The following is an 18,621-nucleotide window of genomic DNA, read 5'->3' as shown; positions in this document are numbered from 1 at the left end:
GATTCCGGTCACACCGCCCGAACCCTGCCGATCACACCGACGGAATTCGGGTGTGAAGCAGTCTCCGCCGCAGAACAGCGGCCGCGAGACGCATCCCGTCGGGCGTGGGAGCGGGATCGTCGCCGTAGACGAGGAGGCCGAGCGCCGCCAGATCCTGCAGAACGTCGTCGCCGAGGGGTAGATCCTTGTCGGCAGCGTCGGGGCCGCAGACGTGCGACCACCCCTCGGCGGCCAACAGCTCGGTCACCAGAGGAGACGGATCGTCCGAGCAACTGCCTCGAGCGACGTCCGCCAACACGACCTCGGCCGCGATGGACTCCGGGTGGTACTCGGCGCCGACGAGCCGTTCGACGAGCGTCGACCACAACCGATCCGCGCTCATCTCCTTGGCGCGTGCCGTCGGCAGCAGGCGACCGTGGCGTTTCCGGACCAGACCCAACCGGAGCAGGAGTCGTCGGACACGGAGGACGGGCTCGGTTCCTCGTTCGTCGCCGACGGGAAACGGCCATTCCCGCGGTGTCCACAGTGTCCCGAGTGCCTGTTCGACGACCGGAGCGGGGAGATACCCCTTGTCGGTCAACGTGATTCCGTCGCCGACGATGGCGAGCATGCCTTCGAGTCGCCGGACGCAGCCGTAGGCCGGGGCGATCGCGTCGTGCAGCGCGGTGTTCAGGTCTCGGTAGAGCTCGACGCGCGGCGGGCTGTACCTCGTCCAGAGTGCGATCCGATGGTCGAGCAGTTGCTCGAGCAGAACACCACCGGCACGCTCGGATCGGAGGACCGAGTCGGTGATCCGTCGACGTTTCGCGGCGACCGCCGAGTCCCGCAGAGGCTTGCCGTCGATACCGGAGGACTGGAATTCTCCTGCGACGGAAGCGACTTCGAGGGTTTCTCCGATGAGGTCGACCATGGCGCGTTCGGCCCCTTCCGGAACGTCCTGCCAGGTGATCAGGTCGCTGTCCTCGGGTGCGACACCCGAGGCGTTCACGGCGCGTTCGACGCGTTCCTGCCGACTGCCTTCGTCGGTGGTCGTCAGTAGCTCGCGCGTCCGTTCGCTGCGCGCGATGTCGGCGTACCGGGCGTGCCCGAGCCGATCGAGAAGTTCTGCGAGCGCTTCCGCGATGTCCCACGCACGATCCGGGTCCCCCACCGATTCGCCGAGGTAGGACCACAGAAACGTCTGCACCGAGATCTGCGTCGGACCGCCGGGTGGCGAGACCGCACGCAGCCCCTCCCATCCCAGCGCCGCATCCGCTGCCGACGCAGGGTCGACGGAGTCCAGATACGACAGGGCTGCGGCCACTGCGTCGTCGATCTGCATGCCGTCCACTGTCCCACAATCGCGCGGTCCGACCCGCCCTCGGAGCCGAGTGACGCACGCCTCTCACAAATCGGGCAATTAGTGCAAAAAGGTGAACGGAAGATGAACCAGAGGCGTCGTCGAAGAACCCGAGAAGAACACTCTGAGCAAAATTATCCGAACGGGCACTCGGTACCCCACACTTTCAAGACGTGAGCGCAGAATTCCTCGTACTTCTCGTGGTGGTCGTAACGGCACTGGCCTTCGACTTCACCAACGGTTTCCACGACACCGCCAACGCCATGGCGACGTCCATCGCGACCGGGGCACTCAAGCCCAAGGTTGCCGTCACGTTGTCCGCCGTCCTCAATCTCGTCGGCGCCTTCCTGTCCGTCGAGGTGGCCGCCACCGTGGCCAAGGGCATCGTCAACCTCGGCGACACCGGCGGACAATCCCTCCTGACCATCATCTTCGCCGGCCTCGTCGGCGGCATCCTGTGGAACCTCGCGACGTGGCTCCTCGGAATCCCCTCGAGCAGTTCCCACGCTCTGTTCGGCGGCCTCATCGGCGCCACCATCGCCGGCCTCGGCACCTCCGGTGTCGTGTGGGACGGAGTCTGGAGCAAGATCGTCCTTCCGGCCGTCCTCGCGCCGGTCGTCGCAGGCCTCGTCGCCGCCGTCGGAACCTGGGGTGTCTACCGCATCACGAACGCCATCCCGGAGAAGAACAAGGAACGTGGATTCCGTTGGGGCCAGATCGGTTCCGCCTCACTCGTGTCGCTGGCCCACGGAACCAACGACGCACAGAAGACCATGGGGGTCATCTTCCTGGCGCTCGTCGCCTACGGAACCGTGACGCCGGACTCGGAGATGCCCCTGTGGGTCAAGGTCACCTGCGCACTCGCCATCGCTCTCGGTACCTATCTGGGCGGCTGGCGTGTCATTCGCACGCTCGGCAAGGGACTCGTCGAGATCGCGTCACCGCAGGGCATGGCGGCGGAGTCGTCGTCGGCAGCAATCATTCTGACCTCCAGCCACCTCGGACTTCCTCTGTCGACGACGCAGGTCGCGACCGGATCGATTCTCGGATCCGGCATCGGCAAGCCGGGAGCTCAGGTCCGCTGGGGTGTCGCCGGCCGCATGGCCGTCGCCTGGGTCATCACCCTTCCTTCAGCGGGCATCGTCGGAGCCGTCTGCTGGTTCCTCGCTCACATCGTCGGCGGCCTGCCCGGAATTCTGCTGGTGTTCGCCATCCTCGTCGCACTGTCGGCGCTGATGTACATCCGCTCGCGCCGCCAGCCCGTCGACCCCGACAACGTCAACGCCGAGTGGGACGGCGGCCTGATCCCGGCCGACGAGAACACCCCGAGCAAGGTTTAGGACTGACATGGAAACCCTCACCCACACCCTCGATTCGCTCTGGCAGGTAGTGCTCGTCGGACTGCTGCTCGGTGCAGGACTGCCCGCCATCTTCGCTCTGGGGCTCAGAGCACTCTCCACCGGCGACATCGCCGAGGACGGCACCGTCCGCGCTCGCCCGGCCGCGGCCACCGCAGCCGGCATCCTGTGCTTCGCCGTCGTCGTCGTCGCCATCGTCGCGGGAATCCTCTTCATCATGAAGAACTTCCTGGACAGCACCTTCGGCATCTCCGTCTTCTGAGAGGCATGACCATGACCGAGACAGCAACCTTCCCGGCGTCGGTGCTTCAGTGGCTGCGCGCGGGCTACCCAGAGGGCGTTCCACCGAAGGATCGTTTTCCTCTGGTGGCGCTGCTTCGCAAGGCGGCACTGACCGATGCTCAGGTCCACGAAGTCGTGCTCGGCCTCGTCGCACCCAACGGCGGCGCGCTCGAGGACGGTGCCATCACCAACTCCGAGATCACCGACTACATCCGCGAACTCGTCGACCACGAGCCGACGGCAGACGACATCGCCCGCGTCTCGGCGAAGTTGGCTTCGGGCGGTTGGCCTCTCGCGGAACGCCCCGGGTTCACCCCAGAGTGACGGACGGTGGGGTGTGATGGCTGTGCCCTCGTTTCTCCAGTCGATTCTGGAGTGGCTTCGAGCGGGGTATCCGGAAGGTGTGCCGGATGCGGATTACGTTCCGCTACTGGCTCTTCTGACTCGACGGTTGACCGAGGACGAGATCCAGGCCGTCGTGGATGCGCTCATCGCGGGAGGTCAGTTGCCCGCCGACAAAGCGGGTATCGCCGTCGTCATCACGAAGGTCACCAACGAGATGCCTCGCGAGGAGGACATCTCGCGAGTTCGATCGAAGCTGGCTGCGGGTGGTTGGCCATTGGCGGATCCGTTCACGATCTAGAATTTCGCCTGTGAGCGTGCTCGAAGAACTGAAGATCCCCACCGGCGACGCCGCGGCAGACATCCTGCCGCGGCTCGTCGACGTTCTGGATGGCTCGTCGCCCGCGGTGCTCCCGGTTCCCGCTTCGGATCCACGCGAGACGCAGAGGCTGCGCGACGCTCTGGCCCCGGGAACCGAGATCGAGGACGGCGCAGCGCTCGTCGTCGCCACTTCGGGTACGACGGGCACGCCGAAGGGAGCGATGCTGTCGGCGTCGGCGCTGCGCGCGAGCGGTGAGGCCACGGCGGTTCGGCTCGGTGGTCACGGATCGTGGCTTCTGGCGCTGCCTGCGCATCACATCGCTGGGCTCCAGGTCCTGATGCGCAGTGTGTTGGCGGGCACCGATCCGGAGATCGTGGATGTCACAGGCGGGTTCGACACGTCGTTGCTGCCCGACGCGATCGGGCGGATGCGCGGTCCTCGATACACCTCACTGGTGCCGACGCAGTTGGTCAAGGTTCTCGACGATGCGACGGCGACCGAGGCGGTCGCCTCTCTCGACGCAGTACTGCTCGGCGGTGCGGCGACACCGATTCCGTTGCGCGAGCGCGCTGTTGCCGCGGGTATTCGGCTGATCCGAACGTACGGGATGAGCGAGACCGCAGGCGGATGCGTCTACGACGGAGTTCCGTTGGACGGCACTCTGCTTCGTATCGACTCGGGACGAGTGGTGCTGGGTGGGAGCACGATCGCTCTGGGGTATCGAGGCATGCCGGATCACCCTGCGTTCGCCGAGCCCGGTTGGTTCCGAACCGACGACGCCGGGGCGGTCTCCGGCGGCGTGCTGTCCATTTCCGGGCGTCTCGACGAGGCGATCTCCACCGGTGGGCTCACCGTCGTACCTCAGGTGGTCGAGGCGGCTCTCGCGACGCATCCGCTGGTACGCGAGTGCGCAGTTCTCGGATTGCCGGACGAGCGACTCGGCCAGAAGGTCGTGGTGGCAGTGGTAGCCGATGGGCCACTGACACTCCACGATCTGCGTACGCACGTTGCCCCGACTCTGGATGCCACAGCCGCACCGCGGGAGCTGTATCTCGTGGACGCCCTCCCCACCCGCGGACCGGGCAAGCTCGATCGTGCCCGCCTGCGCGAGATACTGACCGCGTCGAACCCGAGCCGGTGAAGTCGACCGCCCGGCGCACGGTGTGCAAGCATTTCCGGTCATGAGCACATTGGTTTGCTTTCACGCCCATCCCGACGACGAGGTCTTCACGACCGGTGGCGTCATGCGTCTCGCGGCGAACGCCGGCCACCGCGTCGTACTGGTGACGGCGACGGACGGAGCACTGGGCGAGTTCCCGGACGGCATTCTGTCCGACGGCGAGTCGCTCGCGGAACGCAGGAGGACCGAGTTGCAGAAGTCGGCCGACGCTCTCGGTGTCAGCCGAATCGTGCTGCTGCACTACGCGGATTCCGGCATGGCGGGCACTCCGCAGAACGATCTGGGCACGGCGTTCTGCAACGCCGACGTCGACGAGGCGGCAGGCAAGCTCGCGGCCGTGTTGGAGGAGGAGCGGGCGGATGTGTTGACCATCTACGACCCTCACGGTGGTTACGGGCACCCGGACCACATCAAGGTGCACGTCGTCGGGCTCCGGGCGGGCGAGCTGGCCGGCACGACGCACATCTACGAAACGACCACCAACCGCGATCACATGAAGCGGCTGATGGAGGCCAACCCCAATTGGTCGGACGACAGCACCCCGCCGGACGTGGAGAGCTTCGGTCTGCCGGAATCGGAGATCACGACCGTCGTCGACGTCAGCTCGGTGATGGATGCGAAGCGACGAGCAATGGAAGCGCACGAGACCCAGGTCGGCGATTTCGGCCCGTTCCTGCAGATGCCACCGGAAATACTGGCGAGTGTGTTCGGACGCGAGTGGTTCCGACGCGTCGGCGGTGGCCCGGGGCTGACGGAGACGGCACTACCGCTCTGACCGCGCGCACGGTGCAAGCGTCGTGCATGCACCGTGCAAGCGGCTGGGTTCACGCTGGTCGACATGAACCCAGCCATCGAGGCAGACGGCCTCGTCAAATCGTTCGGCGCACACCGCGCCGTCGACGGTGTGTCCCTCACCGTCCCCACCGGCTCCGTGTACGGAGTCCTCGGCCCCAACGGAGCAGGCAAGACCACCACCGTCCGAATGCTCGCGACTCTCCTGCGTCCCGACGCAGGTTCGGCGCGCATCTTCGGCCACGACGTCACCCGCGAGTCGACGGCTGTCCGGTCCCTCGTCGGTGTGACCGGGCAGTATGCGTCCGTCGACGAGGATCTTTCGGCGACGGAGAATCTGATCGTCTTCGCGAGGCTGCTCGGTCGTAGCCGGAGGGACAGCCGACTGAAGGCAGCCGAGCTGCTCGAGGAATTCGGTCTGACCGAGGCCGCGACCAAGCCGCTGAAGAACTTCTCCGGCGGTATGCGTCGACGCCTGGACTTGGCGGCGAGCCTCATCTCCTCCCCTCCACTGCTGTTTCTCGACGAACCGACCACCGGGCTCGATCCCCGCACCCGCGCCCAGATGTGGGACACGATCCGACGCCTCGTCGCCCAGGGATCGACGGTCCTGCTCACCACGCAGTACCTCGACGAGGCCGATCAGTTGTGCGACCGCATCGCGGTCATCGACCACGGCAAGGTCATCGCCGACGGCACGGCGGACGAATTGAAGTCCTCCGTCGGATCGTCGTCGTTGCAGTTGACGTTGCGTGAGCCGACACGGTTCGCCGAGGCGCGGTCCATCGTCGCCCAGCAGTTGGGAGTCGAAGTTCAGATCACCCCGGAATCGGGTCGTCTGACCGCACCCATGACCGATGCGTCGCAGACACCGGACATTCTGATTCGTCTGCGCGACAACGGTATCGATGTCGACGAGATCACCGTCACCAAACCCAGCCTGGACGAGGTCTTCATGACCATCACCGGCCGCGACGAGAACGAGGCAGCATGACCACGACAATCGACCGACCAGCCGCGGTACAACCGGACCTGAATCCGACGCGCCACATCTCGCTACGCCAGTCCTTCGCCAATTCGTTCACGATGGCGTACCGAGGACTGCTCAAGTTCAAGCACAACCCGGAGCAACTGTTCGACGTGGTGTTCCAACCCGTCATCTTCACGTTGATGTTCAGCTACATCTTCGGCGGCGCGATCAGCGGCGACGTGTCGAGCTACCTCCCGTTGATCATTCCCGGCATCCTCGCGCAAACGGTCATCACCACATCCGTAGTCACCGGTACGCAGTTGCGAGAAGACATGGACAAGGGCGTGTTCGACCGTTTCAAATCGCTTCCCATCGCGCGCATCTCACCGTTGGCCGGTGCGTTGACCGCCGATGTGGTGCGGTACTTCATCGCCACCGTCATCACGTTCGCGACGGGTTTCGCGATGGGCTACCGACCGGAAGGCGGTGCACTGGGCCTCGTCGCCGCGGGGGCTCTCGTGATCTTCTGCGCCTGGGCCATCAGCTGGATCTTCGCCCTGATGGGTGTCCTGATGAACAAGGCGTCGTCGGTGCAGGGCATCTCGATGCTCATCCTGTTCCCGCTGACATTTCTGTCCAACGCATTCGTTCCCGTGGACACGATGCCGGGCTGGCTGCAGGCATTCGTCAAGGTCAACCCCGTCTCGCACCTGGTCACCGCGGTGCGTGACCTGGCGAACAACGGCACCGTCGGCATGGACCTGGTGTGGTCGCTCGTCGGCGCGGCGGCTGTCGTCGTGATCGTCGCCCCGCTGACGGTCAAGGCCTACATGCGCAAGGCGTGAGCCTCAGAGCCGGAGCAGTTCGCACACTTCCGCGAGCGCTCCGGCTCGGCTCGTCGACTCGGTTCGTGTCAGTTCGGCATCGACGACGTCCGCGCCGAGCATGGCTCGGGCTGCGTCCAGGTGCCGATCGATCCGCATGGACGGGTAGTCCTGCCTCGCTCGAAGCTTGCGGGACAGCGCGATCAGCGAGACACCGCCACCGGCGTCGCGCCCGGATTGCACCAGGTACGAGCCGAGCGCACACGCCACCGCACCCAGTTGCGGCAGATCCTGAAAACCCACCGGCCCCAACCGCAGCGAGGCCGCGGCGCCCAGATCGGCTGCCTGCGAGTCGATCTCACCGGTGGCGCCGTGCAGGGCGTGGGCGGCGACGGACGCGCTGGCGAGCATCGTGATGTACGGGTCGCCGCGTCGTTCCTCCTCGAACCGTGCACCGTCGATCGCCCGCCGGTACAGCAGTAGCCCGCTGGCGATCTTCCCTTCTGCCAGATCGGCTTCCGCCCGCGTCGCGCCGAGGGATACTGCCCGCTGATCCGCGTACTCGGCATCCGAGGACAACGCCGAGCCGGATCCGGAGCCCAACTCGGTGATTCGATCGAGCACGGCCCGCCCCTCGTCTACACGTCCGGCCGCGATCATCGACGCACCGGCGAATCCTCGGGTCTGCACCGATTCGTCGTAGGCGTGCATGTCCCACAGCAGATCCGCGGCGAGAGTGTAGTTCTCGATTGCGTCGTCCGCCGCTCCCGCCTGGCCGTGGATGCTGCCGAGAGCCTGCGCCGACGACGCGACACTCCACAGGTCTCCGCGTTCGGCAGCCAGTAGTTTGGCTGCCTCGGCGTCGGATGCCGCCTCGTGGAGGTGGCCGTAGTTCTCGTGCAGCGACGCTCTGATCATGAAGGCTGCGTTGCGCACTGCCGGATCCGCCGACCGCGTGCCGTGCGCGAGCATCCGAGCGAGCCCACGTCCGTCGGATCGTCCGAGCAGCGCCGCGGCGACGAACCTCAGGCTCGCGTCGATGCCGTTCCTGGACCCGACAATTCGACGCAGCCGCACACGCATTCGAGCCGATGACCTAACGTCGGCGTTGTACCCGACGTGCGCAAGCAACACCAGGTGGGCGAGCACCATCGAATTGTCGTCGACATCGCGCACGCCGTCACCGTCGAACGGGGCCTCCGTCATCCGCGGCGCCCAGTTCAACACCTCGGTGTGCGCGCCGCGCATGGACCACGAGCAGGCCAGTATCGCGAAGACCGAGTACGCTGCGGCCCAACGCTTCTCCTGCAACGCACTGCGCAGCACGTCGACGATGTTGTCGTGCTCCGCCTCGATGGAGGCGGTCGCCACCATCTGCCTCGACGCCCGGAAGTCGACCTCGGCGACACCGGCAACGTGCACACCCCACTCGATCAGCCGGTCGGTCACCAGCGCCGAATCGGCGGCCGAGAGATGCTCCTCGCCGAACTCCCGCACGGTCTCGAGCATGTGGTACCGAACTCGACCGTCCCGGTCCTCGACCGTCAGCAACGATTGTCCGACGAGCCCGTCCACCGCGTCGGCGACATCGGCGATGTCGATGTCGCCGAACCCGGCCACGCGAGCCGCAGCGTCGGCGGTGAAGCCCGCCGGGAAACGGCACAACCGGCTGAGCACCGCACGATGCGCGGGGAGCAGGAGGTCCCAACTCCAGTCGATCACCGCGCGCAATGTGCGATGCCGCTCGGGCCTCGTCCGATCACTGCTGCGCAGCAACGAGAATCGGTGCTCCAGACCGGCGCCGATGTCCGCGACACTCATGGTGCGGACCCGAGCCGCGGCAAGTTCGATCGCGAGCGGCAACCCGTCGAGCGACCGGCACAGGCTCGCGACGTCACCCCGGTCGAACGTCACGCCGGGACGCACGGCCCGAGCACGCGCGACGAACAACTGCGTCGCGGCCGAGTCGTTCCCGTCCGTCTCGAGTGCAGGCAGTTGGTACGTCGCCTCCGCGGTGATCGCCAACGGTGATCGCGACGTCGTCAGGACCGTGACGTACTCACTGGCGGCGACCAACTCGTCGACGACCTGCGCGACGTCGTCGACGACGTGCTCACAGTTGTCCAGGACCAACAGGCCGGGCGCGACGGACAGCGCGTCACGCAGACGTTCACCCGCGGTCTGCACCCGCGTGATCGGAAAACCGGTCATCTTGAGGTCGGATTCGCTCAGGCCGAGGGTTCCGGTGATCGCCGACGCGACGTCCTCCCCTCGCCTCAGGGACGCCAGTTCGACGAAGGCGACCGGCATGCTCGCGGCGGCACGCCGACCCAGTTCGTGTGCGATGCGCGTCTTACCCGCGCCGCCGGGCCCGACGATGGTCGTCACGCGCGCCTCTCGCATCGTCGCTTCGATGGCATCGATGTCCGCACCGCGGCCGATCAGGGCGTTCGGCGATGCTCTGAGCCCGACCGCGGCTTGGGTCCTCGGCGCAGGAGCAGGAGCCTGCAGGAGCTCTACGTTCAACTCCACCAGCGCGGGCGACGGATCCGCACCCAGGGTGTCCACGAGGAGGCGTCGAACACGGGCGAACACGGCCAGGGCCTCGTTGGTCCGATCGAGCGCGCGAAGGCAGCGCATCAACTCCGCAGCGACCCCCTCGTCCAGTGGATCGTTCTCGTGCGACGCGGTCAGCAACGGCAATGCGGCCCGGTGGTCACCTCTCCCGAGGTGGGCCGCGATCTCGACCGAGGTGAGGTCCACGGAAAGAGCGTCGGACCGACGGCGGAGATCCTCGACGATCGGGAGATCACCGAGGTCGGCGCCCGGCTCACCGCGCCACAGTTCGCGGGCGTCGGCGACGGATGTCAGCGCCTCCGTGTGGTCACCGCGTTCGACGTGGCGTCGGGCAGCCGACAACAGCGACGTCGCCTGCGTCAGGTCGACGCTGTCGACGCCGAGAACGAGCGCATAGCCGCTCGGGCCCACATCGAGCGCCCCGGAGGGAAGCAGTGACCGAAGCCGCGAGATCTGGGTCTGCAGGGCGTTCTTCGGTGAGCGGGGCGGCTCACCCGGCCAGACGTCGTCGACCAGCGCAGCAACGGACCGTCGGCGACCGGGATCGAGAGCCAGCGCCACCAGCAGAGCCCTCGCCCGAGCGCCCGGCACCGACACGAGCACACCGTCGATCCGTGTCACGACAGCACCGAGCAACCCCACCTCGACGTCGGGACGTGGGGTCGGCCTGATGTCGGCCGCGCGCTGGTCGACGGGTTGCGTGTGCACTGCGGGCAATCGTAGTCAACGGTCGACATCACCTGCATTTTCACCTTTCAGTCGGTTATGAGTCGGAAAACAAACCGATTGACGGTATGGTGTGACGGGTCGGGGATCGGAACGCTCACTGGACGGGAGGCCACGAGCAACGATGGGTTCGTCAGTCGGCATGTCCATGGGTGCGAGCGGCATCCGCGCGGTCCGGACGTCGGACGGGCATTCGTTCACCGTCGAGACTTTCCCGTCGGCGCGGTCCGTCCCGGACGCCGAGGACGTCGCGCACGCAATTCGCGCCATCGTCGATCGGCCGGATGCACCGACGTCGCTCGGTGTCGCCTTCCCGGACCCGGATTACAGTTCCGCCCTCAAGACCGCGCTGGTCGAGGAGTACGTCTCCGAGGTGCACATCATCTCGGAGATCTCCGGCACCATCGAGAAGCTGCGGGCCGATCCGGAGTTCCGATATCGCACGGTCGCGTTGTACGACCTGGGCGCCACCGGCTTGGAAATGACCATCGCGGACATCGACAGCGGGACGATCTACGCGGCCACCCGATCCAACGAGCTCAGTGGCTCGTCCATCGACTGGACCGTTCGTGAACACCTGCTGACGCTCGACATCCTCGCGGAACCTCGCAACCACGAGGAAGAAGCCTCACTGCTGGATTTCAGCCGGGAGATCAAGGAAGCCCTCACCACCCACGAGGCGACGCAGACCTCCGACGGTCAGTTCCGATTGATGGATCGGCGCATGTTCGACCTCCAGATCATCCGCCCCGCCGAGCGCACGGCCATCGCGCTGCGCGATCTGGCCGAGATGTCGGAGATACCACCCGAGGTCGTCGTCGCCATCGGCGGCGGCGCACGAATTCCGCTCATCCGGGACGTCCTGAGTCGCTACCTTCGCATTCCCGTCGTGGTGCCCGACGCCCCGGAGCTCATGGCCGCCGAGGGTGCTGCGCTGTACGCGACGAGGGTGGACGGTGCCAGACCGCCCGCGCCGACGGTCGCGAAACGCAGTGCTCGCACGTTGTTGACGCCGTTGCTCAGGTTCGGCCTGCCGTCTATCGTCGCCATCGGCTTTCTGTCCTGGATGGTGTGGCCCGACGACGGCACCGACCGCACTGTGGCGGGTACCCCGGTGACCACCATCGCCGACACCGCGTCGACGACGAAAGTGACCGCGTCCGACGAGCCGACGGCGTCTGCAGCCGACAAGTCCGCACCGCCGGTCGCGCCGACTGTCACGGCAACGACCACCGCGGCGCCGCAACCGGACCCCGAAGCACCTGCGCCGCACTCCGGCAACGGTGGCGGTAGTTACGGCGGTGGTAGCTACGGTGGCGGTAGCTACGGCGGCGGTTACGTGGCTCCTCCGCCGCCTCCCCCGCCACCGCCTGCCCCGTTCGGGCTTCCGCGTATCGAGCTGCCTCAGATCCAACTACCCCCGATTCCGCGCCTACCGTTCCCGTGATCGGCGTGCTCGGTACCTCACCGACACGCGCTCGGAGTCGATAGGCAAGGATCGAGCCATGGCCACCACAGCACATTGGATCGAGGGCGCACGCCCGCGGACCCTCCCGAACGCCATTGCACCGGTTCTCGTCGGCACCGGCGCGGCGGCGTCGATCGATGGGGCCGTGTGGTGGAAAGCAGTGTTGGCGCTCGTCGTATCTCTCGCGTTGATCATCGGCGTCAACTTCGCCAACGACTATTCCGACGGCATCCGCGGGACCGACGACGAGCGAGTCGGGCCGTTGCGTCTCGTGGGCTCCGGTGTCGCGTCGCCGAGGGCAGTCAAGTCCGCTGCCATCGGATGCTTCGCCGTCGGCGCCGTCGCCGGGCTCGTCCTCGCGGCGACATCCGCGTGGTGGCTCGTGGTCATCGGCGTCGTCTGCATCGCAGGCGCATGGTTCTACACCGGCGGCAGCAAACCCTACGGCTACAGCGGGTTCGGCGAGATCGCAGTGTTCGTGTTCTTCGGTCTGGTGGCGGTGCTGGGAACTCAGTTCGTTCAGGCCGGCCGGATCGACTGGGCCGGTGTTGTCTCGGCGGTGGCCGTCGGCTCGTTCTCGAGCGCAGTTCTGGTGGCCAACAATCTGAGGGACATCGACACCGACCCGGATTCCGGCAAGAACACACTCGCGGTCCGGCTGGGAGACACCCGGACTCGCCTCGTGCACCTGGCGTTGGTCGTCGCTCCGTTCGCGGTCACCGTAGCGCTCGTCGCGCGCACACCGTGGGCCCTGATCGCTCTGATCGCACTGCCGCTCGCCGCTCGGGCGAACAAGCCGGTCCGGTCCGGAGCAACGGGCCTCGCGCTGATCCCCGCCCTACGTGACTCCGGGCTCGCGATGCTGGTGTGGGGACTCACGACCGGCATCGCACTCGCCGTCGCCTAGCCTGCCTGTCTGTCTGTCTGTCTGTCTGTCTGTCTGTCGCCCAGCCTGCTGGGGCTCAGCGCTTCTCGGGAACGAACGCACCGAGCAGGAAGTTGACGATCGAGATGATCAACGCGCCCCAGAACGCTGCGCCGAATCCGCTGATGAGCAGACCGTAATCGGTGGCGGTGGAGATCCACGCGCTGAGCATCAGCATGAGGGCATTGATGACCAGGGTGAACAACCCGAGCGTCAGAATCAGAAGCGGTAGCGACAGCAGCTTGACCACTGGCTTGATGAATGCGTTCACGATCGTGAACACCGCGGCGATGCCCGCGAGGACCACCAGGTCCCATCCGGTGCCGCGCCCGGAGCTGGCCAGGTCGATGCCGTCGACCCACTGCGCCGCGAGCCAGATCGCAATTGCATTGATGACGAGCCGTACCAGGAATGTCATGCCCACACCCTATGCGAGCACACATCCTCGCCCCAGGACTCGAATCCGGTCACGACGCGAGACGCGCGCGCAATCCGTCCGGGTCGTCGAGGACTCCGTTCCGCTCGAGATCTCCGGCTCTGATCAACCCGAGCAGGACGTGCTTGCAGCGAATTTCGGAGTCCTTGGCGGCAAGTGCCTCCACCAACGACAGTTTCAGTGCCTTCTTCGATCCCGACGCGAACGCGAGGTGCCCCGTCCTGCGCCCGAGCCATCCTCGTTTCTCGCTCCGTGGTCGATCGAGTGCCCCTGCACCGAACGACGCTTCCAGGCTTGCCCGCACTGCATCGAGATCGATCCCGATCGAACCGAGCGCTTCGGCATCGCTCGCGCCGAGGGCGCCGCCGTCGGGTAACGACGTACGCACCGAATCGCGGGTGTATCCCTCGTCTTCGAGTACGGCCTTCAGGTCGCGGTCGGCAGAGGAAAGCACGCCCAGGAACACGTGCACGGGCTCGATCCGCGTCGCGTGCAGGTCTCGCGCCTCCGTCTGCGCGGCGAGGACTGCCATCCGCGCCTCGTCGGTGAATTTCTCGAACATCGCCGTCCTCCCTACGTGTCGTGCGTCAGATGTTGTTGTGCTTCTTGTGCACTGCTTGTTTGCTCACGTCGAGCGAGTCGGCGATCGCCTGCCACGACCAGCCTTGCCTGCGTGCGTTCGTGACCTGAATCGCTTCGAGCCGCTCGAGGAGTCGCCGTAGGGCCAGTACCGCCCGGAGCCCTTCCTTCGGATCGGGGCTACCTGCCGCAGCCGCCAGAGTCGTTGCTTCCGTCATGTCGTCAACTTAAGTTGACATTGCCCTGTTGTCAACCCTGGTTGACGACAATGCCACTCCCTTAGGGTGGAACCCATGACCGCGAACCTGACCCGAACCGAGACCAGACGCCGCGCCCGCCACATCACCGGCGTGTCGTATCGGGTCGAGCTGGACCTGCGGGAAGCATCCGAATCCGGGGCGACCACCTTCGGCACCCGCACGACCCTCGAGTTCGACGCCACCACCGAAGCGACATGGCTGGACTTCATCGGTCCCGAGGTCCGTTCCGTGACCGTCGACGGCACACCCGTCCCCGTCGACCACGACGGTTCGCGCATCGGACTCATCGGCCTCGGTGGCCACCATGTAGTCGTCGTCGACGCAGTGGGTCGGTACAGCCGATCCGGCGAGGGGTTGCACCGGTTCGTGGATCCCGCCGACGACGAGGTCTACCTCTACACGCAGTACGAGCCAGCCGACGCCAGGCGCGTCTTCGCGAACTTCGAGCAGCCGGACATCAAGGCGCCGTTCGTGTTCGAGGTACAGGCGCCCGAGAATTGGGAAGTGCTGTCGAACCGCACCGGCACCAGGTCCGGCGCCACCGTGACGTTCGAACCCACGTTGCCGATCTCCACGTACATCACGGCCGTCGCCGCCGGGCCGTACCACCGCGTCGACTCTTCCTGGCAGCGAGGAGAACTCACCGTACCGTTGGCTGCGCTGTGCCGCGCGTCCCTTGCCGAACACTTCGACCCGGACGACATCTTCGAGATCACCAAGCAGGGCCTCGACTTCTATCACGATGCGTTCGACTTCCCGTATCCGTTCGGGAAGTACGACCAGATCTTCGTCCCGGAGTACAACCTGGGCGCAATGGAGAATCCTGGCCTCGTCACGTTCACCGAGTCCTACGTGTTCCGTTCCGCGGCAACGGAAGCGCAGTACGAACAGCGCGCCAACACCATCCTGCACGAGATGGCGCACATGTGGTTCGGCGACCTGGTGACCATGGAGTGGTGGGACGATCTGTGGTTGAAGGAATCGTTCGCCGACTTCATGGGCGCGTTCACCTCGGCTCGCGCAACGCGATTCTCCGACGCGTGGGTGAGCTTCGCCAACCGTCGGAAAGCCTGGGCCTACCTTCAGGACCAACTGCCGACGACGCACCCCGTCGTCGCCGACATTCCGGACCTCGAAGCAGCGAAGCTCAATTTCGACGGCATCACGTACGCCAAGGGGGCCAGCGTCCTCAAACAACTTGCCGCATACGTCGGCGAGGACGCGTTCTTCGAGGCCTCGCGGCGTTACTTCGCGGAATTCGCCTACGGGAACACCACGCTCGCGGATCTTTTGACCCACGCTTCGGCGGCGTCGGGACGAAACCTCGACGAATGGGCGTCGGCCTGGCTCCGAACGACGGGCGTGTCGACGCTGTCCTACACCGGATCCGCCGTCGAACAGACCGATCCACGTCCGCACCGCCTCGCCATAGGACTGTACGACGAGGACTCCGACGGGCACCTCGTGCGGACCGGCCGTCACGAGATCGACATCACCGATGCAACCACACCCGTCGATCTACCCAGCGCTGCACTGACTTTGCTGAACGACGACGATCTCACCTATGCGAAGATCCGCTTCGACGACCGCTCGCTGGAGACGATCAGAACGTCGCTCGGGCGTCTGATCGATCCCCTGGCGCGCGGGTTGGTGTGGTCGGCACTGTGGAATGCGACGCGCGACGCCGAGCTGGACCCCGCGATCTACCTCGACATCGCGTCGAGATTCGCGGGATCGGAGCCGAAGGTAGGCATCGCGGGCGCGGTGGTGGCGAACAGCCAGTACGCAGTCGATCATTATCTGCCCGAAACCGGCTCGGCGGCCGCGGATTGGCTCGCAACGTGCTGGAGCAGGCTCGAAACCGCGGACCCGGGCAGTGACGCACAGATCGTCTGGTTCCGAGCGGTGGCGTCGGCGTCGCAGAGGTCGGATGTTCGGGCCGGGCAGATCGAGCGCGTCGTCGACGGCACCTTGCCGATCGAGGGAATCGATCTCGATTCCGAGCAGCGATGGCTGTTGCTGCGTTCGCTCAGCGCCCTCGGCCGTACCACCGTGGCGCGCCTCGATGCCGAGCTGGACACGGACGCGACGTCCTCCGGCCGAAACTCCTACCGTGCCGCCGTCGCCGCGCAACCGACGCCCGAGGCGAAGACACGGGCCTGGGCCGACGTGATCGACTCCGACGAACTGTCCAACGACGCCGTCGACGCCACACTTGCCGGTTTCCGTGCCGGCGGCCGTGAGCTGTTGTCCGCGTTCGACGATCGCTACTTCGACGTCATAGCCGACCTGTGGTCGACCCGCAGCATCGAGATCGCCCGCCGGCTCGTCGTAGGCCTGTTCCCGCAGCAGGATTCGACCGACGCCGCCGACGCGTGGCTCACGGCCCACGAGTGGGCACCGGCCGCGTTGCGCAGGCTCGTCGTCGAGCAGCGTGATCACTTGGCCCGGAGTATTCGCGTGCGTCGGGCGTTCAACCGGTAGGTTTCCGCCAGACCGACACGTGCTTGACGCTGTCCGATGTGAAATCCGACCGATCCCAATCGGCCCACCGACTCTCGAGCCTCATCCCGGCTATCCGGGCCATGAGGTCGAGCTCGGCGGGCCAGACGTATCGAAAGGGAATGCGGCGGAAAGACCCCGAGCCGTCACCGGAGACCGTCACATGAGTCGAGGTGAACTGTTGCGTGGCGACGTCGTACCGATCGAACCCGACATACCCACCGCCGTCGCCCGCATCGTTCACCGCGAACGGGACCGTGTCTTGACCGGGCGGTAGCCGGCGCACGTCCGGCACCCCGACTTCGACGAGGAACCGTCCACCCGGACGTAGGTGGGATGCGGCGTTCTCGAACACGGCCACCTGCCCATCCTGAGTGGTCACATTTCCGATCGTGTTGAACACCAGACACACCAGGGCGAACTCACCGTCGATCCGTGTCGAGGTCATGTCTCCGATATGCACCTCGACCGACTCTCCACCAGATTTGGCTGCAATTCTCGACGCCATGGCACCGCTCAGCTCGATGCCGCTCACCCGTAGCCCGCGCAACGCCAGCGGTGCAGCGATCCGTCCGGTCCCCACGGCGAACTCCAGGACCGGTCCATCCGCCAACTGCGCCAGCAGTTCCACCGCCGGATCGATTGCCGCAGAATCGTTCTCGCCTCCCGGATCGTCGTATCGCGCGGCCACGCTTTCCGGAAACCACCCGTCCATCGGATCGTCGGTGGAATCGTTGTTCACTGTCATAGTGGCCGGACGCTACACCCGTGGCGCGGTGCACTTCCAGCGCTTTTCGAGGGAAACCGCAGGTCGAACCGGCTTTCTGCGGTTCGTGTCGGACCCTCTCGGTATATTCGAAAGTATGTTCGATACGGGGGTTTCGGCGGGATCGAGTACAGCATGCGTGGCCGGGTTGGCAGGCTACGCCGCGGTATGCCGGGTACGGGAGAACATCGCCCGCGCCAGAACGGTGGAAGCGGTGTGCGAAATCGCCGACATCCGCCTCACCGACGCCGACAACATCACCACCGCCGACAACACTGGTGGTGATCCGTTGACCGTTCTGGCGCAGGTGGTCACCGAGGTGGCGGTGACGCTGGGCCTGTCGCAGAGCGCCACGCGGCCGTTGCTGACCGTCGGGCAGGAGCTGTCGCGGATGCCGCTCACAGCGCTGCGGTTCGTCTTCGGCGGAATCGACTGGCCGCGGATCCAGGTACTGACCGCCGTGCTGGGCAAAGCATCCGATGCCACCATCGCGGCCCTCGAACACGAGGCCGTCGCTGCGGCGGAACGGTTGACCCCGCGATCACTACGACTGTGGCTGTGGCGACTGTGGCTCGCCCACGACCGAGACGAAGCCGCAGCCGCGCAAGAGAGCACGGTGCGCAGTAGCCGGGGGATGCGGGTGCGCCGCGACTCCGGCGGGGCATCGGTACTCGAAGCGATCGTCACCGACCTCGAAGGCGCCGAAGTCGACGCATTGGTGACCGAGATCGCCGCAACGGTCTGCCAGCAAGACCCCAGATCGAGCACAGCGTTACGCGTCGATGGGTTGATGGCGTTGATCCACGGCGAACACGCCCTCGAATGCCAGTGCGGGCGCGGTGAGCATTGCCCGCTGGACGGTGCCGCGGACCGTCCCGATCCTCGGCGGGGTCCGCTGGTGCAGATCCTCCTCGACGCCGAAACACTGCTCGGATTACGCCAGAACCCCGCCGTACTGGCCGACGGAACCCCA

At 66.2% G+C, this 18,621-nt stretch carries 18 protein-coding genes; 12 read left to right on the top strand and 6 right to left on the bottom strand.

Features of this window, described 5'->3' with window-relative positions:
• Positions 1-31: 31 nt before the first annotated feature.
• On the bottom strand, positions 32-1,321 hold the full coding sequence (locus CH290_RS02300) for a hypothetical protein (protein ID WP_230620909.1): 1,290 nt from the start codon (positions 1,319-1,321) through the stop codon (positions 32-34).
• Positions 1,322-1,512: 191 nt separating this feature from the next.
• Here CH290_RS02300 and CH290_RS02295 point away from each other — a divergent pair, with 191 nt between their 5' ends.
• The 8 genes from CH290_RS02295 to CH290_RS02260 all read left to right on the top strand — a co-directional run bounded on the left by CH290_RS02295 (position 1,513) and on the right by CH290_RS02260 (position 7,430).
• Positions 1,513-2,679 (top strand): inorganic phosphate transporter, encoded by a 1,167-nt coding sequence (locus tag CH290_RS02295; RefSeq protein WP_019666457.1) that lies wholly within the window; start codon positions 1,513-1,515, stop codon positions 2,677-2,679.
• Positions 2,680-2,686: 7 nt separating this feature from the next.
• Positions 2,687-2,959 (top strand): hypothetical protein, encoded by a 273-nt coding sequence (locus tag CH290_RS02290; protein WP_019666458.1) that lies wholly within the window; start codon positions 2,687-2,689, stop codon positions 2,957-2,959.
• Positions 2,960-2,970: 11 nt separating this feature from the next.
• Complete coding sequence (locus CH290_RS02285) at positions 2,971-3,303, top strand: DUF3349 domain-containing protein (protein ID WP_026348033.1); 333 nt, start codon at positions 2,971-2,973, stop codon at positions 3,301-3,303.
• Between the two features lie 16 nt (positions 3,304-3,319).
• Positions 3,320-3,622 (top strand): DUF3349 domain-containing protein, encoded by a 303-nt coding sequence (locus tag CH290_RS02280; protein WP_019666460.1) that lies wholly within the window; start codon positions 3,320-3,322, stop codon positions 3,620-3,622.
• A gap of 10 nt (positions 3,623-3,632) precedes the next feature.
• The gene (menE, locus tag CH290_RS02275; RefSeq protein WP_033188728.1) at positions 3,633-4,784 is read left to right on the top strand and encodes an o-succinylbenzoate--CoA ligase; all 1,152 of its coding nucleotides are present in this window, start codon (positions 3,633-3,635) and stop codon (positions 4,782-4,784) included.
• A gap of 40 nt (positions 4,785-4,824) precedes the next feature.
• Positions 4,825-5,598 carry a PIG-L family deacetylase gene (locus CH290_RS02270; RefSeq protein WP_033188729.1) on the top strand — a complete coding sequence of 258 codons (774 nt, stop codon included), beginning with the start codon at positions 4,825-4,827 and terminating at the stop codon, positions 5,596-5,598.
• 63 nt (positions 5,599-5,661) lie between these two features.
• Positions 5,662-6,609, top strand: a complete 948-nt coding sequence (locus CH290_RS02265) for a daunorubicin resistance protein DrrA family ABC transporter ATP-binding protein (protein WP_019666463.1) — start codon at positions 5,662-5,664, stop codon at positions 6,607-6,609.
• Complete coding sequence (locus CH290_RS02260; protein WP_019666464.1) at positions 6,606-7,430, top strand: ABC transporter permease; 825 nt, start codon at positions 6,606-6,608, stop codon at positions 7,428-7,430. The genes CH290_RS02265 and CH290_RS02260 overlap by 4 nt, the downstream gene beginning before the upstream one ends.
• Before the next feature lie 3 nt (positions 7,431-7,433).
• On the opposite strand, the gene CH290_RS02255 is transcribed toward CH290_RS02260, so the two are convergent.
• A complete protein-coding gene (locus CH290_RS02255) occupies positions 7,434-10,694 on the bottom strand; it encodes an ATP-binding protein (protein ID WP_033188730.1) in 3,261 nt (1,086 codons plus the stop codon).
• A gap of 142 nt (positions 10,695-10,836) precedes the next feature.
• Here CH290_RS02255 and CH290_RS02250 point away from each other — a divergent pair, with 142 nt between their 5' ends.
• Both CH290_RS02250 and CH290_RS02245 read left to right on the top strand, forming a co-directional pair.
• Positions 10,837-12,159: an acetate and sugar kinases/Hsc70/actin family protein gene (locus tag CH290_RS02250; protein ID WP_020112501.1), complete on the top strand. Its 1,323-nt coding sequence runs from the start codon at positions 10,837-10,839 to the stop codon at positions 12,157-12,159.
• Between the two features lie 58 nt (positions 12,160-12,217).
• Complete coding sequence (locus CH290_RS02245) at positions 12,218-13,087, top strand: 1,4-dihydroxy-2-naphthoate polyprenyltransferase (RefSeq protein ID WP_020112502.1); 870 nt, start codon at positions 12,218-12,220, stop codon at positions 13,085-13,087.
• 55 nt (positions 13,088-13,142) lie between these two features.
• On the opposite strand, the gene CH290_RS02240 is transcribed toward CH290_RS02245, so the two are convergent.
• Genes CH290_RS02240 through CH290_RS02230 form a run of 3 tightly spaced genes read right to left on the bottom strand, consistent with a single transcriptional unit; the run spans position 13,143 to position 14,338 of the window.
• Positions 13,143-13,523 carry a phage holin family protein gene (locus tag CH290_RS02240; RefSeq protein WP_026348034.1) on the bottom strand — a complete coding sequence of 127 codons (381 nt, stop codon included), beginning with the start codon at positions 13,521-13,523 and terminating at the stop codon, positions 13,143-13,145.
• Between the two features lie 49 nt (positions 13,524-13,572).
• On the bottom strand, positions 13,573-14,103 hold the full coding sequence (locus CH290_RS02235; protein ID WP_033188731.1) for a Clp protease N-terminal domain-containing protein: 531 nt from the start codon (positions 14,101-14,103) through the stop codon (positions 13,573-13,575).
• A gap of 25 nt (positions 14,104-14,128) precedes the next feature.
• Positions 14,129-14,338, bottom strand: a complete 210-nt coding sequence (locus CH290_RS02230; RefSeq protein WP_019666470.1) for a hypothetical protein — start codon at positions 14,336-14,338, stop codon at positions 14,129-14,131.
• 75 nt (positions 14,339-14,413) lie between these two features.
• On the opposite strand from CH290_RS02230, the gene pepN reads away from it, so the two are divergent.
• Positions 14,414-16,864, top strand: coding sequence for an aminopeptidase N (gene pepN / locus CH290_RS02225; protein WP_033188732.1), 2,451 nt, complete (start codon positions 14,414-14,416; stop codon positions 16,862-16,864).
• Here pepN and CH290_RS02220 read toward each other — a convergent pair.
• On the bottom strand, positions 16,854-17,630 hold the full coding sequence (locus CH290_RS02220) for a class I SAM-dependent DNA methyltransferase (protein WP_033188733.1): 777 nt from the start codon (positions 17,628-17,630) through the stop codon (positions 16,854-16,856). The two genes, pepN and CH290_RS02220, sit on opposite strands and share 11 nt — an antisense overlap.
• A 115-nt stretch (positions 17,631-17,745) precedes the next feature.
• Between CH290_RS02220 and CH290_RS02215 the strand changes: the two genes are divergently transcribed.
• Positions 17,746-18,621 (top strand): 13E12 repeat family protein (locus tag CH290_RS02215; RefSeq protein ID WP_249277801.1); only part of this gene is annotated, 876 nt, incomplete at its 3' end.

Source organism: Rhodococcus sp. 06-156-4 (assembly GCF_002259345.1).
Classification (GTDB): domain Bacteria; phylum Actinomycetota; class Actinomycetes; order Mycobacteriales; family Mycobacteriaceae; genus Rhodococcoides; species Rhodococcoides fascians_E.
The sequence above is the reverse complement of the archived record's forward strand: the minus strand, read 5'-3'. Positions and strand labels throughout refer to the sequence as shown.

Excerpts from the sequence above, each read along its gene's own strand:
- CH290_RS02240 (WP_026348034.1), bottom strand. The coding sequence starts at position 13,523 with ATGACATTCCTGGTACGGCTCGTCATCAATGCAATTGCGATCTGGCTC.
- CH290_RS02285 (WP_026348033.1), top strand. The coding sequence starts at position 2,971 with ATGACCGAGACAGCAACCTTCCCGGCGTCGGTGCTTCAGTGGCTGCGC.
- pepN (WP_033188732.1), top strand. The coding sequence starts at position 14,414 with ATGACCGCGAACCTGACCCGAACCGAGACCAGACGCCGCGCCCGCCAC.
- CH290_RS02245 (WP_020112502.1), top strand. The coding sequence starts at position 12,218 with ATGGCCACCACAGCACATTGGATCGAGGGCGCACGCCCGCGGACCCTC.
- CH290_RS02265 (WP_019666463.1), top strand. The coding sequence starts at position 5,662 with ATGAACCCAGCCATCGAGGCAGACGGCCTCGTCAAATCGTTCGGCGCA.
- CH290_RS02250 (WP_020112501.1), top strand. The coding sequence starts at position 10,837 with ATGGGTTCGTCAGTCGGCATGTCCATGGGTGCGAGCGGCATCCGCGCG.
- CH290_RS02230 (WP_019666470.1), bottom strand. The coding sequence starts at position 14,338 with ATGACGGAAGCAACGACTCTGGCGGCTGCGGCAGGTAGCCCCGATCCG.
- CH290_RS02220 (WP_033188733.1), bottom strand. The coding sequence starts at position 17,630 with ATGACAGTGAACAACGATTCCACCGACGATCCGATGGACGGGTGGTTT.
- CH290_RS02290 (WP_019666458.1), top strand. The coding sequence starts at position 2,687 with ATGGAAACCCTCACCCACACCCTCGATTCGCTCTGGCAGGTAGTGCTC.
- CH290_RS02300 (WP_230620909.1), bottom strand. The coding sequence starts at position 1,321 with ATGCAGATCGACGACGCAGTGGCCGCAGCCCTGTCGTATCTGGACTCC.
- CH290_RS02260 (WP_019666464.1), top strand. The coding sequence starts at position 6,606 with ATGACCACGACAATCGACCGACCAGCCGCGGTACAACCGGACCTGAAT.
- CH290_RS02280 (WP_019666460.1), top strand. The coding sequence starts at position 3,320 with ATGGCTGTGCCCTCGTTTCTCCAGTCGATTCTGGAGTGGCTTCGAGCG.
- CH290_RS02235 (WP_033188731.1), bottom strand. The coding sequence starts at position 14,103 with ATGTTCGAGAAATTCACCGACGAGGCGCGGATGGCAGTCCTCGCCGCG.
- CH290_RS02270 (WP_033188729.1), top strand. The coding sequence starts at position 4,825 with ATGAGCACATTGGTTTGCTTTCACGCCCATCCCGACGACGAGGTCTTC.